Raw genomic sequence first — 15,062 nt, forward strand, 5'->3', positions numbered from 1 at the left:
GCGGTTTCTGCCGGCCATCTTGACGTCCGGTGCATTCCCCATTCTAACTGGGCATCGACGGTTCCCGGCGGTGAAAGCCGCCGGGATTAAAAGGGAACACGGTGAGGAAGACCCGCAAGGGGCCGAATCCGTGGCTGCCCCCGCAACTGTGAGCGGATGCCGATCATCCTCGTGACGCGCAGCGATCGCGCGTCATGCCACTGTGCCGGCCGGCACGGGAAGGCAGATGAGAGGCCGTTGGTCCGTGAGCCAGGAGACCTGCCGTCAAGGAAGTCCACGATCACGAGCGGGGAAGCTCGGAAAGGATACCATGACGACACGCCAGACCTGATTTCCCGGACCAATCGACCACGATCCGCTACGCCGTCCCGGCGGTAGCGGACGTTCCATGCGAGCCGCACGCCGCCTCCGGCGCCAGGGCCCGTGCCGCCATGCTTCCTTTCCGGAGGACCAGACACTTGTACAGCCGCACTCTCCGTTTCCTTCTCGCCGCCGCTGCCACCACCCTCTTCGCAGCCACCCCCAAGGCTGCGTTCGCGCAGCAGACGCACTATCCGCTGACGCTCACCAACTGCGGCCAGGAGATAACCTTCGAGCAGGCGCCCGAGCGCGTCGTTTCGGTCGGCCAGAGTTCGACCGAGATCCTCTATCTTCTCGGACTTGCCGACAAGGTCGTCGGGACGGCGCTCTGGCTCGGCCCCGTTCTCGAGGAGTTCGAGGCGGTGAACGCCGAGATCCCGCGGCTCGCCGACAATGCGCCAAGCTTCGAAAGCGTGCTCTCGGCCAAGCCCGCCCTCGTCACCACGCAGTTCGAGTCGCAGATCGGCCCGAAGGGCGTTGTGGCGACGACCGCGCAGTTCGCCGACCTCGGCATTCCCGTCTACACCGCGCCCGCCGACTGCATCGGCAAGGACAATTCGACCGGCGGTGACGGCCTGCGCACCGAGACCTTCGCGATGGACCTGATCTACCGGGAGATCGACGACCTCGCCCGCATCTTCGACGTCAAGGAGCGCGGCGAGGCGCTGATCGCCGATCTGAAGGCACGCGAGGCGGCGGCGAAGGAGAAGATCGCCACGCTCACCGGCGACATCTCGGCCGTCTTCTGGTTCTCCAGCGCCGAACTTCAGACCGACCCCTATGTCGCCGGCCGCCGCGGCGCGCCCGCCTACATCATGTCGACACTCGGGATCCGCAACGTGATCGACAGCGCGGAAGAGTGGCCGACCATCGGCTGGGAGACCATCGCCAGGGCCGACCCGACGGTCATCGTCGCGGGCGAGATGGACCGGCGGCGCTATCCCGCCGACGATCTCGCAGTGAAGCTGGAATTCCTCAGGACCGATCCGGTGACCAGCCTCATGCCGGCGGTCAGGGAGGACCGGATCGTGATCATGGACGCGCAGGCGATGAACCCGACCATCCGCACCATCGAGGGGATCGAGATTCTGGCCGAGGGCCTTGCGCAGGTGGGTCTGGCCAAGTGAGAACCGCATCCGCACCGGTTCGCCTGCTCGCGGGCGGTACGCTCGCCGCTGTTACCCTGACCGGGGCGGTGGCGCTCGGCGCCGCCGTCGGCGAAACGTCCATTCCGGTCGAGACCGTTCTGAAGACCGTGGCGAACCGCCTCTGGGCGGCGGGCTATGCACTCGATCCCATCGACGAGGGCATCATCTGGAACTATCGCATCGCGCGTGCGCTGGTCGCCGCCTGTTGCGGCGCTTCGCTCGCGCTTTGCGGCGCCGTGCTCCAGTCGCTGCTCAGGAACGCGCTCGCCGACCCCTATATCCTCGGCATCTCCGCGGGCGCTTCGAGCGGCGCGGTGGCCGTGGCGATCCTGGGGCTCGGTTCCGGTTTTCTGACGCTGTCGCTCGGCGCCTTCGCCGGCGCGCTGATCGCCTTCGGCCTCGTCGCGCTCCTGGCCCTCGGAGCCGGCAGGGGGCCGGCGGCCATCATTCTTGCCGGGGTCGCCGGCTCCCAGCTCTTCAACGCGCTCACCTCCTTCATCGTCACCAAATCCGCCACGGCGGACCAGGCGCGCGGGATCATGTTCTGGCTCCTGGGCAACCTTTCCGGCGTGCGCTGGCCGGATGTCTGGCTCGCCGTCCCCGTGGCACTCGCCGGATTCGTCCTGTGCCAGGGGCACGCGCGGGCGCTCGACGCCTTCGCCTTCGGAACGCAATCCGCCGCCTCGCTCGGCGTGCCGGTGAAACGCGTCTATGCGGCGCTGATCGCGGCCGCGGCCTTCATGACGGCGACGATGGTGAGCATCGTCGGCTCGATCGGCTTTGTCGGGCTGGTCATCCCCCATGCGGCGCGGCTGCTGGTGGGCGTGCGCCATGGCGTGCTGCTGCCGGCCTCCGCCTTGATCGGCGCGGCCTTCATGGTCGCCGCAGACATCCTGTCGCGCACGATTATACCGGGGCAGGTGCTTCCCATCGGCGTCATGACGGCACTGGTCGGGGCGCCCGCCTTCGCGATGATCCTCATCCACCGGCCGGTGGCACGATGAGGCTCGCCGCGCATGATCTTACCTGGCGGGCCGGGCGGCGGACCATCGTCGACCGTGTCTCGCTCGAAGTCGAACCGGGCGAGTTTCTCGGCCTCGTCGGCCCGAACGGGTCGGGCAAGACGAGCCTGCTGGCCATGCTCGCCGGCCTTCGCCCGCCGACCTCGGGCAAGGTCATGCTTGAGGGGACGCCGCTCGCCCGCATCTCGCGCCGCGACCTCGCCCGCCGCATTGCCCTCGTCGAGCAGCAGGCCGAGACCGGCGAGCGCCTGACCGCCCGGCAGGCCGTGGAGCTCGGGCGCACGCCGCATCTGAGCGCGCTTTCCCCCTGGTCGCGGCGAGACGGCGCGATCGTCGACGAGACGATGGCGGCGGTGGGGATGAGCGCGTTCTCCACCCGCTCGTGGCAGACCCTTTCGGGCGGCGAACGCCAGCGCCTCCACATCGCCCGCGCGCTCGCCCAGGAGCCGCGCATCCTCATCCTCGACGAACCGACGAACCACCTCGACATCGAGCACCAGATCGGCCTTCTCGACCTGGTGCGCGCGCAGGACCTGACGGTGATCGCCGCGCTCCACGACCTCAACCACGCGGCGATGTTCTGCGACCGCGTCGCCGTGATGCAGGCGGGCAGCCTCGTCGCGCTCGGTCGTCCCGCCGAAATCCTCACCAGCCGGCGCCTCGCCGAGGTGTTCAAGGTGCGCGCCGACGTCGAGACCGATGCCGCCGGCGGCTGCTTCATCCGCTACGCCCGGCCGGCGGCCCCTTCCGGCCGGGCGACCGTGGAAGCCGCAGCGCGAGCGGAAGCTGTCCGGGACGTCCTCTAAAGGCCGTGCTTTTTACGGCGGACCGGCAACGCTACTGAGTCGGTCCGCACCACCTTCCTGCGCGCCGCGCAAAGGCCTCCGCCAGGGGGAATTTCGGTAATCCCCGTCTTCGTTATGTAAAATGATTGTTTACAGCGCATTATCCGCGCTGGCACTCTGGTACGACTGGGCGGGCCTTCGCTTCCGGTGTCGAAGAAGAAAATGACAACAGGGACTTCCAGGAACCGGCAAGGATCTCCAGGACAGCTCGGCGCTCTGGAGAAACGGTTCCGCGACGTCTTCGACCATATTCCACACATGCTGTGGATCGGCAGGCCCGGCCAGCCGGCGATGCTCTGCAACAAGGCCTGGTGCGATTTCGTCGGCGTCTCGCGGGAGACCGGCCCTTCGGACGCCTGGCTCCTGAACGTGCATCCGGATGACCGCGACCAGGTAAGCCATGCGTGGGAGACGGCCGTTTCCGAACGGCGATCCTATGAGAGCGAGCATCGGCTCGCACACCGTGCCGGCGGTCATCGCTGGGTCCTCGCCCGCGGCGTCCCGCAAAGGGATAACGACGATCGCCACCAATACTGGTTGGGCACCACGACCGACATCGATCCGCTGAAAACGGCCGAGCACGATCTCGCACTGCATGCCGAGCGCTACCGCGCCCTCCACCTGACGAGCGCGATGGTGCTGTGGATCGCCACGCCGGATGGCCGGGTGATCGAGGAATGGGGCTGGGCGAACCTCTCCGCGCAAGACCCGGGCGAGTTCCACGGATGGGGCTGGCTCGACGCCGTGCATCCGGACGATCGCGACAGGATCGTCGCCTCCTGGGAGCGGGCGCGCAGCGATGTACGCTCCTATGGAGCGGAATTTCGCGTACGCACGCCTGCGGGTGATTACCGCTGGGTGGAGGCCAGGGCCGTGCCCCTGCGCGATGCCGAGGGCCGCATCAGCGAATGGGTCGGCAAGCTTTCCGACATTCACGACCGCAAGCAATGGGAGCGCTCTCTTCGGGCAAGCGAGGAGCGCCTTCGGCTTGCCGTCGAGAGCACCGCGCTCGGCATCTGGGACGTCGACCTCGTGACCGGCGAGCGCCAGTGGAACGACCGGGCGCGCGACATTCTCGGCATCGCCCACGGCGCGCCGATCACCCGCGACACCTTCCCCGCCCACGTGCACCCCGACGACCGCGAGGACGTCGAGCGGCGTTTCTTCCTGGAAAGCCCCGCCGACGGCTCCGTCTACAGCGGCGAGTATCGCATCATTCGCGCCGATACCGGCGAGGAACGCTGGGTCGCCGCCACCGGCCGAAGCTTCGTGGACGCAAGCGGGACCCACATCCGCAAGATCGGCACCATACGCGACATCACGAGACGGAAACGAACCTACAGCGCGCTGGAATCGAGCGAGCGCCGGCTTCGGCTGGCGCTGCAGGCGGCAAAGATGATCGCCTGGGAGCAGGACCTGACCACCGGCTTCGTCACCCGCAGCGAGAATGCCGAAGCCCTCCTCGGAATCGGCTCCGCCCCGCTGGAGGACTTTCTCGCGCGTGTTCATCCCGAGGATCGCCGCCTGCGGCTCGATTTCCTCACCGCGGGGGGGAGCAACGAGACGGTGCAGATCCGTTACCGAGGCCCCGACGACCGGCGCCTGTGGCTGGCGGTGCGCGGCGAACATGCCGGCCCCTCCCAACTCGTCGGCGTGACGTTCGACATCACCGCCCAGAAGGACGCCGAGGAGGAAGTGTTGCGCATGGCCCGGGAGGACAGCCTCACGGGTCTTTCCAATCGCGACACGTTCCAGGCACTGCTCGAGCGAAGCTGCGCCCGCGCCAGGGCGGAGGGGTCGGCGTTCAGCCTGCTTCTCGTCGATCTCGATCACTTCAAGGACGTCAACGACACCCTCGGACACGATGCCGGCGACCGCATGCTGAAGGAAGCCGCCGCGCGGATGGTCGGCACGATCCGCAAGCGGGGCATTGTCGCGCGCTTCGGAGGCGACGAGTTCGCCGTGCTCATGCACGGGGTGGATGCTTCCGCGGCCTCCGATTGCGCCAGGACGATGCTCGATGCCCTGCGCCAGCCGGTCGTCATCTGGGGGCGCACCTTCTCCACGAAAGCCAGCATCGGCATTGCCCTGTTCCCCGGCGACGGCGACGATGCGAAGGATCTTCTCAAGAGCGCCGACATCGCGCTCTACAGGGCCAAGGATGAGGGCCGGAACCGCTTTGCCCTTTACGAGCCGAACTTGCGCAGGAAGGTTGAGGAGCGCATCGCCCTTCTTGACGACGTGCGCCGCGGCCTGGACAGCGGCGAGATCGTGCCTCATTACCAGCCGAAGGTTTCGCTGGTCACCGGCAGGATCGCCGGGTTCGAGGTGCTCGCCCGCTGGCAGCATCGACGGAAGGGCCTTCTGACGCCGGCCGATTTCGGCCTGGTTTTCGACGATCCCGACCTGGCCCGGGCCATCGGCGGGCACATGCTGGACATCGTCACCGGCGACCTGCGCACGTGGCTGGACCAGGACCTTGCCCCCGGCCGGGTGGCGATCAACATCAGCCCGTCGGAATTTCACGATGCCGATCTTGCCGGCGCCTTCCTGGAGAAGCTCGCCGAACGCGGCATCCCGCCCGAGACCGTCGAGGTGGAGATTACGGAAGCCGTCTTCCTGGACGAGTTGTCCGCCAACCCGTCGGCGGTCCTCGACACCCTCCACGAGGCCGGCGTTTCGATCGCACTCGATGACTTCGGGACCGGCTACGCCTCCTTGAGCCACCTCAAGCACTTTCCCATCGACCACATCAAGATCGACAGGAGTTTCGTTCGCGAGCTCGAGCGGGATGGAGACGACGAGGCGATCGTATCGGCCGTGATCCACCTCGCCCACCGCATGAAGATGCAGGTCACCGCGGAGGGCGTCGAGACGCGGAGCCAGGCCGCAAGGCTCAGGCAACTGGGATGCGACACCGCCCAGGGCTTCCTCTACGGGCGCGCGATGCCCGCCGGCGAGGCGGGCGAATTCCTCGCGCGCTTCGACGCCGGCACGCCGGGGTAGGCGGCATTGCCGGGCGATTTCCGGTTGCCCCTTCCAGGCGGTCACTCTCGCGCGAAACGCTGCTTGAGCCGGTCGGCCTCCTCGGCCGATACGCCTTGCGGTGCGGTCACCGCCATCCAGGCGTCGATATAGTGCTCGGGCGCATAGACGTGGCCGTGGCCCATGGGTGCGGTGGTGGCCAGCGCCATATCGAGCGCGAGTTGGAGGAAGGTGACGACCGGGTACCAGCGCAATTCGGGCGAGACGTCCGGGCCGCGCGGCCGCTTCATCCAGTCGGGCTGCCGGTAGAGCGCGTGGTAGTCGAAGAACGTGACCGGATCGCTGGCATATTGGAGATAGACGATGCGCAGCGGCCCCCAGTGCGCACCGGGGATGTCGAGCGCGTTCGTCTGGTTGGTGAAGCGGACGAAGGATCCGTCGCGGAAGCGGGGCAGCCATTCCGGCGAGCCGGGTTCCCGGCGGCTGGTGACGTACTGCCACATGCGGTTGGCAAAGGGCGGGCCGCTCCACAGCGCGCCGTGATAGGGGTCGCCCAGGATTTCGAAGAACTCGGTGGAGGCCTCCGAACCGAGTGAACCGAGACTGAGACCGTGCAGATAAAGTCGCGGCCTGTCCTCCTCGGGCAGTTCCCGCCAGTGTCCGTAGACGGCGGAAAAGAGCGCCCGGGCCGTCTGCGTGCCGTAGTCCGGCTCCACCAGCAGCGAAAGCCAGCTCGTGAGGTAGGAGTACTGGACGGCCACGCTGGCGACGTTCCCGCCATGCAGATATTCGAGCGTGTCCATCGCCGCCGGGTCGACCCAGCCCGTCCCCGTCGGCGTGACGATGACGAGAACGGAACGCTCGAAGGCGCCCGTGCGCTCCAGCTCGGCAAGCGCGATCCCGGCGCGCTCCTCGGCCGTCTCGGCGGCGTTGAGGCCGACATAGACCCGGATCGGTTCCATCGCCGGCTCGCCCCGGAAGGCTTCCAGCTCACCGGTCGACGGCCCGGAGGCGACGAACTCGCGGCCTGCCCTGCCGAGATCCTCCCAGGCGACCAGGGAGGCGGCACTGCCCGTCTTCAGAAGATCGGCAGGTTGCTCCGACTCCGGCTCCATCAGCGCATCGTAGGCCTGGAAGGAGGTGTCGGCCGCGCGCAGCGCGAACCGGAACAGCACCCCCTCGACCGCCACCCAGAAGAGGGCGGCCGCGACGGCGACGGCGACCACATTGGCCACGCGCGGGGGGATGTAGCGGCGCAGCCGAGCAGACGTGAAAGTGAGCAGGAGCCGGAAGAAGCGCGCCACGGCGAGCAGCAGGATGAAGGTCGCCGCGGCGATCAGGCCGGTCCGCAATGGATGTGCGCTGTCGAGCAGTTCCATCCCCATGAGGCGGCGGATCGAGTTCTGCCATTCTGCCGCCTGCCAGAGAAACGCGACCGCGATACCGGCGCACAGCACGGCCGAGAGATACTTGACGGCGCGCAGCACCCGCGCGTTCGGCCCCGGCAGTTCCATATAATGCGCCAGCCAGCGGCCGAACACGCCGATGCCGTAGCCCGCCGCGAGGGCGGCGCCCGACAGGATCCCCTGCATGAGGAAAGTGCGCGGCAGGAGCGATGGCGTCAACGAGGCAGCGAAGAAGAGCGTGCCGACGAAGAGGCCCGCCGCCGAGAAGGAGTTCCAGAATCTTACGATCCATACATGCGTCATCGCCGTCGCCGCGCGCTCCGCTCCCATCCCTGCCGAGCTATACCCGTCGGCGCGAACGGGGCAACCCCGGCGCATCCCATTCTTTCATGGGAACGGCCGAAGGCTTCGGCCGCTTGGAATCGCACGCAGGTTTGGGCGGAAACCGGTCCCGGTTCCCCGGTAGCGCCCCCTACTCCTTCACCGCGCCCGTCATCGAAGACACGTAATAATCCACGAAGAACGAATAGAGGATCACCACCGGCAGCGACCCGAAGAGCGCCCCCGCCATCAGGGCACCCCACTCGAAGATGTCGCCGCGCACCAGTTCGGTGAGCACGCCGACCGGCACCGTCTTGTTCTCCGAGGACTGGATGAAGGTGAGCGCGTAGATGAACTCGTTCCACGACAGGGTGAAGGCGAAGATGCCGGCCGAGATCAGGCCCGGGACGGCCAGCGGCAGGATGATCTTGGTCAGGATCTGCCAGCGCGAGGCGCCGTCCACCAGCGCGCTTTCCTCGAGCTCGAAGGGGATGGAGCGGAAGTAACCCATCAGGAGCCAGGTGCAGAAGGGAATGAGGAAAGTCGGATAGGTGAGGATGAGCGCCAGCTTCGAATCGTAGACGCCGACCTTGAAGACGATGTAGGCGAGCGGGATGAACAGGATCGACGGCGGTACGAGATAAGCCAGGAAGATCAAAAGCCCAACCGGCCGCGCACCTGTGAAGCGGATGCGCTCGATGGCATAGGCGGCAAAGACGGAAGCCGCGATCGACAGGAACGTCGAGGCGACCGCCACATACATGGTGTTGACCAGCCAGCCCGGGTAGGAAGTCTCGAAGAACAGGTAACGGATGTGCTGCAGCGTCGGCTCGACCACCCAGAAGGGGCTGTAGTTGTTGTAGTCGGTGAGCTGCGCGTTCGGTTTGATGGCCGTGATGGTCATCCAGTAGAACGGGAACAGAAGCACGAAGACGAAGAGCGCCAGCGGCAGGTAGAGCACCACCACCCGGCGCGGCAGCCGATTGAGATAGCTCATGCCCTCGCTGGCGTCGGTGAGCGGCTGGCCTTCCGACCGGGTCTCGGCGTTCATGTCTGCCTCCCTGGGCACGGGCCTTTCCAGCCATGCCTTGCGCTTCCATCTCTCCTCGCATGCGTCATCCCGGAAGCCGGAGCGGCAGCGCAGGCTGTCCGGGATCCACTCCGGAACCTGGACGAGTCACGGAATGGATCCCGGCTCGCGATCGCTTGTGCTCCCCTGGCCGGGATGACGCGCGCAAAGGGAACGTGCCGCCCCTGCGGCGCACCCGGACGGCCAGCGAACGTATGACAGAGCGAAAGCATCTCAGACAATCTCCCTCAATCCTGGCCGCCCTGCTGCCACTTGCGGCGTTGCAGGCCGAAGAAGCTGAACATGATGGCCGCCAGCAGGAACGGAATCATGGCGACGGCGATCGCCGCGCCCTCGCCGAGCTGCCCGCCGGGAATCGCCCGCTGGAAGGAGAGCGTGGCCATAAGGTGGGTCGCGTTCACCGGCCCGCCGCGCGTCAGCACATAGATGAGCTGGAAATCGGTGAAGGTGAACAGTACCGAGAAGGTCATCACCACGGCGATGATGGGGGTGAGCATCGGCAGGGTGACGTAGCGGAAGCGCTGCCAGCCCGTCGCCCCGTCGAGCGAGGCCGCCTCGTGCAGGGATTGCGGGATGGTCTGCAGGCCGGCAAGCAGGCAGATCGCCACGAAGGGAATGCCGCGCCAGACATTGGCGGCGATCACCGAGGCGCGCGCATTGTTGGGCGTGCCGAGGAAGTTGATCGGGCTGTCGATGACGCCGAGCTGCATCAGGGACCATGAGAGGATCGAAAACTGGGAGTCGTAGATCCACCAGAAGGCGAGCGCGGAAAGCACCGTCGGCACCACCCAGGGCAGAAGCACGATGGCGCGGAAGAAGGCCTTGAAGGGCAGCTTCTCGTTGAGCAGCAGCGCCAGCCAGAGGCCCAGCCCGAATTTCAGGATCGAGGCGACGATCGTGTAGAGCAGCGTGTTGTACACGGACAGCCAGAACACGGAATCGCTGGCGAGGAATTCATAGTTCTCCAGCCCGATGAAGATGCCGTCGCGGCCGATGCGCGTATCGGTGAAACCGAGCCAGACGCCAAGCCCCAGCGGATAGGTCAGGAAGCAGACGAGGAACACCGCCGCCGGCAGCATGAACAGAAAAGCGAGGAAATTGCCGTTCTGCATGAGGGCGGCGAGGCTGAAGCGGGGCTTTTCGGGTGTCGCTACTGACGTCGCAGTTCTGGACATCGCACGTCTCCGGCCGGTTTTTGTTTGACGTCGGAGGCAGCCACCCCCTCACTTGCGATTTCTAACACTTAGCCTCCGTTTCACTCCGACTAAGATGTTGAAATCGCTTTCTCTCGCGCAAGGTGAGAGATAGGCGCCCACAGCAACCATTTCGCCAATCACAAGCGTTCGTGATTGGCCGAGACGATATTGCAGACGCCTATCTCCCCTCCTGAGCTTGTCGAAGGAGGCGGGAGCTCCTCGACAAGCTCGGAGGCAAATTCTTGGACTTGGGCTGAGGCCCAAGTCCTTAGAATTTGCAAGAGCGGGGGTCATCGGCCACCGAACCACGTCATGTCTAAATCCGGTAATACCGGTTGGCCCTTCTCTCGGCTTCCGCCGCCGCTTCCTCCGGCGTCGTCTGTCCGGTAACGGCGGAGGCGAACATGTCGACCAGCACATAGTCCGCCATCACGCCCGCCGAGGCATAGCCGAGCGGGCCGGCATAGCCGTTGGGGCGCAGCGTCTCCGAGGCCCGCGCATAGGGCGCGTGCACCGGGTCCGCCGTCCAGATCGGATTGTCGGCGAATGCCTTGAGCGGCTGGCAGCAATAGGCGCTGGAGCCCTCGATCCAGGCGTTCATCTGGTCCGCCTCCATCATGAACTTGATGTAGGCCTTGGCCGCCTCCGGATACTGGCAGTGGTTGAAGAGCAGGATGGAGCTCGTTTGGTGCAGCTCGGCGCTCTCGCCAACCGGCCCGATCGGGAAGTTGGTCGTGCGGATGTCGTCGGCGATCTCCTGCATCGCCGGGTCGTTCCGCGCCGCGTAGTAGAGCGACACGCCGTTTGCCGTCAGCGAGATCTGCTCGGCCAGGAAGGCGCGGTTGTTGTTGATGTCGAGCCAGCTTTCCGTGCCGGGAATGAAGGTCTCGTACAGCGCCTTGGCGTAGTTGATGGCCTCGATGGTCTCGGGGCTGTTGATGGCGACCTTGCCGTTCTCGTCCACCATCATGCCGCCATGGCTCCACAGAAGCCAATGGGCATAGTTGTTGCCGTCGCCGACGGCCTTGCCGTGCGGGAAACCGGCGGGCGTGCCGTTCGCCTTCATCGCCTTGCAGAGCTCGAGGAACCCTTCGGTATCCTCGGGGAACTCGCTGAAGCCGGCCGCCTGCATGTGGCTCTCGCGGTAGCAGACCGCATTGCCGATCGCCGTCAGCGGCATGGCGATGAACTTGTCGTCGCGCGTGGCATAGCCCTTCACGCCGTCATACCAGCCGCCATACTTGTTGCCGAGATAGGTGGCCAGGTCGGTCAGATCGACCAGCTTGTCGGGATACTGGTGCGCGTCGTCGAACCAGCACATCACCATGTCCGGCCCGCTGCCCACATTGGCCGCGACGGCGGCCTTCGGGCGGATGTCCTCCCAACTTTCCTGGTCGATACGCACGTCGACGCCGGTCTCATCGATGAACTTCTGCGTGTTGGCGTTCCAGGCCTCCTCGTCGCCCTTGACGAAGGGCACCCAGCGCAACATGCGCAAGCTCGCCCCCTCCTCCGGCGTATAGGTCGGCTCGTTTTGCGCGAAAGACGGGCGTATGCCCATGGCGCCGAGACCGGCCATGCCGGCCAGCCCTGCCGAAGCGGTCAGAAAGTCGCGTCTCTTGATCATTGTCCACTCCTCCTCTTGGATTGCGGGATCCGATATCCTGCCCACCCGCCGTCCCGCATGCGGGCGTCCGGCACGGGCCGGTCGACCGGAAGGCGCCTCCTCCGCCCCTTCCGGGCCGCCGGCCCGCGCCTCATCGCGAAAGCCTCCGGCCCGTCTCGGCATCGAAGAGATGCACGTGCCGGGCGTCTATGCCGAGCGAGATGGTCTCGCCGGGCGCTGCCCGCACCCGCTCGCGGAAGACGCAATTGGCGTCGCCACCGCCGAGCCGGACGATCATGTGCGTCTCGTATCCCGTCGGCTCGATCACCACGACCTCGGCGAGGATGCCCTCGTCGTCGAGGCGGATGAATTCGGGCCTGAGGCCGTAGACCAGCTTTTGCCCCGCCGCCGCCTCGCCGGGATCGGCCACCGGCAGGCGCGTCCCGTCCTCGGCCACGAAGACCGTGCGGTCCTCCGGATCGAGCCGGCCGGAGATCATGTTCATGGCGGGCGAGCCGATGAAGCCGGCAACGAAAAGGTTGGACGGGCTGTCGTAGAGTTCGAGCGGCTGGCCGATCTGCTCGACGACGCCGTCATGCATGACGACGATCTTGTCGGCCATCGTCATCGCCTCGATCTGATCGTGCGTGACATAGACCGTGGTCGTCGCCAGCCTTTGGTGCAATTCCTTGATCTCGGCGCGCATGGCCACGCGCAGCTTGGCATCGAGGTTCGACAAGGGCTCGTCGAACAGGAAGACCTGCGGGTCGCGCACGATGGCGCGACCCATGGCCACGCGCTGGCGTTGGCCGCCGGAGAGCTGCCGCGGATAGCGGTCGAGCAGGTGCGGCAGGCCGAGAATGTCAGCCGCCACTTTCACGCGGCTGTCGCGCTCGGCCTTCGGCGCGCCCTTGAGCATGAGCGAGAAGGCCATGTTGTCGGCCACCGTCATGTGCGGATAGAGCGCGTAGTTCTGGAACACCATGGCGATGTCGCGCTCCTTCGGCGGCATCGCGTTGACGACGCGCCCGCCGATGCGGATGGAGCCGGCGGTTATGTTCTCCAGCCCCGCCAGCATGCGCAGGAGCGTCGACTTCCCGCATCCGGAGGGGCCGACAAGGATGACGAACTCGCCGTCGTCGATATCGATATCCACGCCCTTGATGACGGGAACCGCCCCGAAGGACTTCCGCACATCGATGAATTCGACGCCTGCCATGTTCAGTTTCTCTCCAGAATGTGGAAGGAAGTGCGGACGGGTGCGTGAAGCGGCTCTGCGTTTTCCATCACTTCTTGGTCCCTACCCTCGCCCCACCAGCGGCATCTTGGTCGCCATCACGGTGAGGTTCAGCACGTTCGCCTCGAGCGGCAGGCCGGCCATGTAGACCACCGCGTCCGCCACGTGGGCGACCGGTATCGTCGGCTCCGCCGCCGTTTCCCCGTTCGCCTGCAAGACGCCGGTGCTCATCTTCGCCGTCATGTCGGTGGCCGCGTTGCCGATGTCGATCTGGCCGCAGGCGATGTCGAAGGGCCGGCCGTCGAGCGCGGTCGACTTGGTGAGCCCCGTGATGGCGTGCTTGGTGGCGGTGTAGGGCGCGGAATGCGGCCGGGGCGTGGTGGCTGAAATGGAGCCGTTGTTGATGATGCGTCCGCCGCGCGGGCTCTGCTTCTTCATCAGCCGCATCGCCTGTTGCGTGCACAGGAAGGCGCCGGTGAGGTTGGCCGCGAGAATGGCGCTCCATTCCTCGAAGGTCACCTCCTCCATGGGCACCGGCCGCACATTGGTGCCGGCGTTGTTCACCAGGAGATCGAGCCGGCCGAAGGCGTCCTCGATCTTCTCAAAAAGCCCGGCCACCGACCGTGGGTCGCCGACATCGGCGGGAATGGCCTCGACACGCGCTTGCGACGCCGACGCCATTTCCGATGCCGCCTTCTCCAGCACATCCGCGCGGCGGCCGGAAATCGCGACGGTGTAGACTTCCCGCGCCAGCGCCTCCGCGATGCCGCGCCCAACCCCGGTACCGCCGCCGGTCACCAGCGCGATCCGGCCCTTACCCGATTGTCCTTCAGCCATGTCCGATGGTCCCGCCAAGCTCGTCTTCGATGTGGATCCGGATGATATCGTCGAAGCTCTTTTCCGCCGCAAAGCCCAGCGCCTCGGCGCGGCGCGCGTCGAAATCGGTGGCCCAGCCGGCGACGATCGCGCGGATCGCCGGGTCCGGCTCGCGGCGGATGAGCCGCACCGCCTTTTCCCCCGCCACGCGCCTCAAGGCCTCGATCTCCTCGCCCACCAGGGCGGAAAGGCCCGGCATGGTGAGGTTGCGGCGCGGGCCGATCTCGTCCGTGTCGATCTTCGCCGCGTGCAGGAAGAAGCCGACCGCCGCGCGCGGGCTGGCGAACCAGTGGCGCACGTCCTCGTCGACCGGCAGCACCGCCTCCTGGCCCGCAAGCGGCTCGCGCAGGATGTTGGAGAAGAATCCCGAGGCCGCCTTGTTGGGCTTGCCCGGCCGGATACAGATGGTGGGCAGTCTCAGGCCCACCCCGTCGAAAAAGCCGCGGCGTGTGTAGTCGGCCAGGAGAAGCTCGGTGATCGCCTTCTGCGTGCCGTAGCTCGTCAACGGCGTGGTGAAGAACGTATCACCGATCTTGTTGGGGAAAGGTGCGCCGAAGACGGCGATGGAGGAGGCGAAAACCAGACGCGGCCGGTAGGGCCCGCGTGCTCCCTCGTGCCGGATCGCCTCGAAGAGCGCGCACGTACCGTCGAGATTGACCCGGTAGCCCTTCTCGAAATCCGCCTCGGCCTCGCCGGAGACGATCGCCGCCAGATGGAAGATGATGTCCGGACGATCGGCTATCAACCGTTCGGCACTTCCCGGCGCCGAAAGGTCGAGCGCCGTCACCTTGGTGCGTTCCGCCAGGGAGTCGGGCACGGACGGCTCGACCACGTCGACGAGGGACAATCGGGTTATGGGCCTGCCGAGCGCGTCCTCTTGCGCGCCCAGCCGCTCGACGAGCTTGCGGCCCACCATTCCGGCAGCGCCGATCACAAGCACATGCATAAAGTCGCGATCCTCCCTTTCGCG

Annotated in this window: 11 protein-coding genes and 1 riboswitch; of the genes, 4 read left to right on the forward strand and 7 right to left on the reverse strand. The window is 66.4% G+C overall.

What is annotated here, in order from left to right; genetic code table 11:
- The first annotated feature begins 41 nt into the window (after window positions 1-41).
- Window positions 42-281: riboswitch (cobalamin riboswitch) on the forward strand.
- Between the two features lie 150 nt (window positions 282-431).
- The 4 genes from SIN08_RS01985 (at window position 432) to SIN08_RS02000 (ending at window position 6,381) form a co-directional block, all read left to right on the forward strand.
- Window positions 432-1,487, forward strand: a complete 1,056-nt coding sequence (locus SIN08_RS01985; RefSeq protein WP_322449812.1) for an ABC transporter substrate-binding protein — start codon at window positions 432-434, stop codon at window positions 1,485-1,487.
- Between the two features lie 23 nt (window positions 1,488-1,510).
- On the forward strand, window positions 1,511-2,512 hold the full coding sequence (locus tag SIN08_RS01990; RefSeq protein WP_322449894.1) for an iron ABC transporter permease: 1,002 nt from the start codon (window positions 1,511-1,513) through the stop codon (window positions 2,510-2,512).
- Window positions 2,509-3,336: an ABC transporter ATP-binding protein gene (locus SIN08_RS01995; protein ID WP_322449813.1), complete on the forward strand. Its 828-nt coding sequence runs from the start codon at window positions 2,509-2,511 to the stop codon at window positions 3,334-3,336. Before SIN08_RS01990 ends, SIN08_RS01995 begins: the two co-directional genes overlap by 4 nt.
- A gap of 201 nt (window positions 3,337-3,537) precedes the next feature.
- The gene (locus SIN08_RS02000; RefSeq protein WP_322449814.1) at window positions 3,538-6,381 is read left to right on the forward strand and encodes an EAL domain-containing protein; all 2,844 of its coding nucleotides are present in this window, start codon (window positions 3,538-3,540) and stop codon (window positions 6,379-6,381) included.
- Between the two features lie 41 nt (window positions 6,382-6,422).
- On the opposite strand, the gene SIN08_RS02005 is transcribed toward SIN08_RS02000, so the two are convergent.
- From SIN08_RS02005 to denD, 7 genes are all read right to left on the reverse strand, one after another.
- Window positions 6,423-8,069 carry an alpha/beta hydrolase gene (locus SIN08_RS02005; protein WP_322449815.1) on the reverse strand — a complete coding sequence of 549 codons (1,647 nt, stop codon included), beginning with the start codon at window positions 8,067-8,069 and terminating at the stop codon, window positions 6,423-6,425.
- 169 nt (window positions 8,070-8,238) lie between these two features.
- Window positions 8,239-9,138 carry a carbohydrate ABC transporter permease gene (locus SIN08_RS02010; protein ID WP_322449816.1) on the reverse strand — a complete coding sequence of 300 codons (900 nt, stop codon included), beginning with the start codon at window positions 9,136-9,138 and terminating at the stop codon, window positions 8,239-8,241.
- Between the two features lie 266 nt (window positions 9,139-9,404).
- Window positions 9,405-10,352, reverse strand: a complete 948-nt coding sequence (locus SIN08_RS02015; RefSeq protein WP_322449817.1) for a sugar ABC transporter permease — start codon at window positions 10,350-10,352, stop codon at window positions 9,405-9,407.
- Window positions 10,353-10,689: 337 nt separating this feature from the next.
- The gene (locus SIN08_RS02020; protein ID WP_322449818.1) at window positions 10,690-12,000 is read right to left on the reverse strand and encodes an ABC transporter substrate-binding protein; all 1,311 of its coding nucleotides are present in this window, start codon (window positions 11,998-12,000) and stop codon (window positions 10,690-10,692) included.
- A 130-nt stretch (window positions 12,001-12,130) separates the two neighbouring features.
- Window positions 12,131-13,198 carry a sn-glycerol-3-phosphate ABC transporter ATP-binding protein UgpC gene (locus tag SIN08_RS02025; RefSeq protein ID WP_322449820.1) on the reverse strand — a complete coding sequence of 356 codons (1,068 nt, stop codon included), beginning with the start codon at window positions 13,196-13,198 and terminating at the stop codon, window positions 12,131-12,133.
- An 81-nt stretch (window positions 13,199-13,279) separates the two neighbouring features.
- Window positions 13,280-14,053, reverse strand: coding sequence for an SDR family oxidoreductase (locus SIN08_RS02030; RefSeq protein ID WP_322449821.1), 774 nt, complete (start codon window positions 14,051-14,053; stop codon window positions 13,280-13,282).
- Entirely contained in the window at window positions 14,046-15,038 is a 993-nt protein-coding gene (gene denD / locus SIN08_RS02035) for a D-erythronate dehydrogenase (RefSeq protein WP_322449822.1), read from the reverse strand. The genes SIN08_RS02030 and denD overlap by 8 nt, the downstream gene beginning before the upstream one ends.
- Window positions 15,039-15,062 lie beyond the last annotated feature (24 nt).

Source organism: Chelativorans sp. M5D2P16, assembly GCF_034427935.1.
Lineage (GTDB): Bacteria > Pseudomonadota > Alphaproteobacteria > Rhizobiales > Rhizobiaceae > Chelativorans.

Bases quoted from the DNA above. Each gene is read 5' to 3' on its own strand.
- SIN08_RS01985 (WP_322449812.1), top strand. From the start codon at position 432: ATGCTTCCTTTCCGGAGGACCAGACACTTGTACAGCCGCACTCTCCGT.
- SIN08_RS01995 (WP_322449813.1), top strand. From the start codon at position 2,509: ATGAGGCTCGCCGCGCATGATCTTACCTGGCGGGCCGGGCGGCGGACC.
- SIN08_RS02000 (WP_322449814.1), top strand. From the start codon at position 3,538: ATGACAACAGGGACTTCCAGGAACCGGCAAGGATCTCCAGGACAGCTC.
- SIN08_RS02005 (WP_322449815.1), bottom strand. From the start codon at position 8,069: ATGACGCATGTATGGATCGTAAGATTCTGGAACTCCTTCTCGGCGGCG.
- SIN08_RS02010 (WP_322449816.1), bottom strand. From the start codon at position 9,138: ATGAACGCCGAGACCCGGTCGGAAGGCCAGCCGCTCACCGACGCCAGC.
- SIN08_RS02015 (WP_322449817.1), bottom strand. From the start codon at position 10,352: ATGTCCAGAACTGCGACGTCAGTAGCGACACCCGAAAAGCCCCGCTTC.
- SIN08_RS02020 (WP_322449818.1), bottom strand. From the start codon at position 12,000: ATGATCAAGAGACGCGACTTTCTGACCGCTTCGGCAGGGCTGGCCGGC.
- SIN08_RS02025 (WP_322449820.1), bottom strand. From the start codon at position 13,198: ATGGCAGGCGTCGAATTCATCGATGTGCGGAAGTCCTTCGGGGCGGTT.
- SIN08_RS02030 (WP_322449821.1), bottom strand. From the start codon at position 14,053: ATGGCTGAAGGACAATCGGGTAAGGGCCGGATCGCGCTGGTGACCGGC.
- denD (WP_322449822.1), bottom strand. From the start codon at position 15,038: ATGCATGTGCTTGTGATCGGCGCTGCCGGAATGGTGGGCCGCAAGCTC.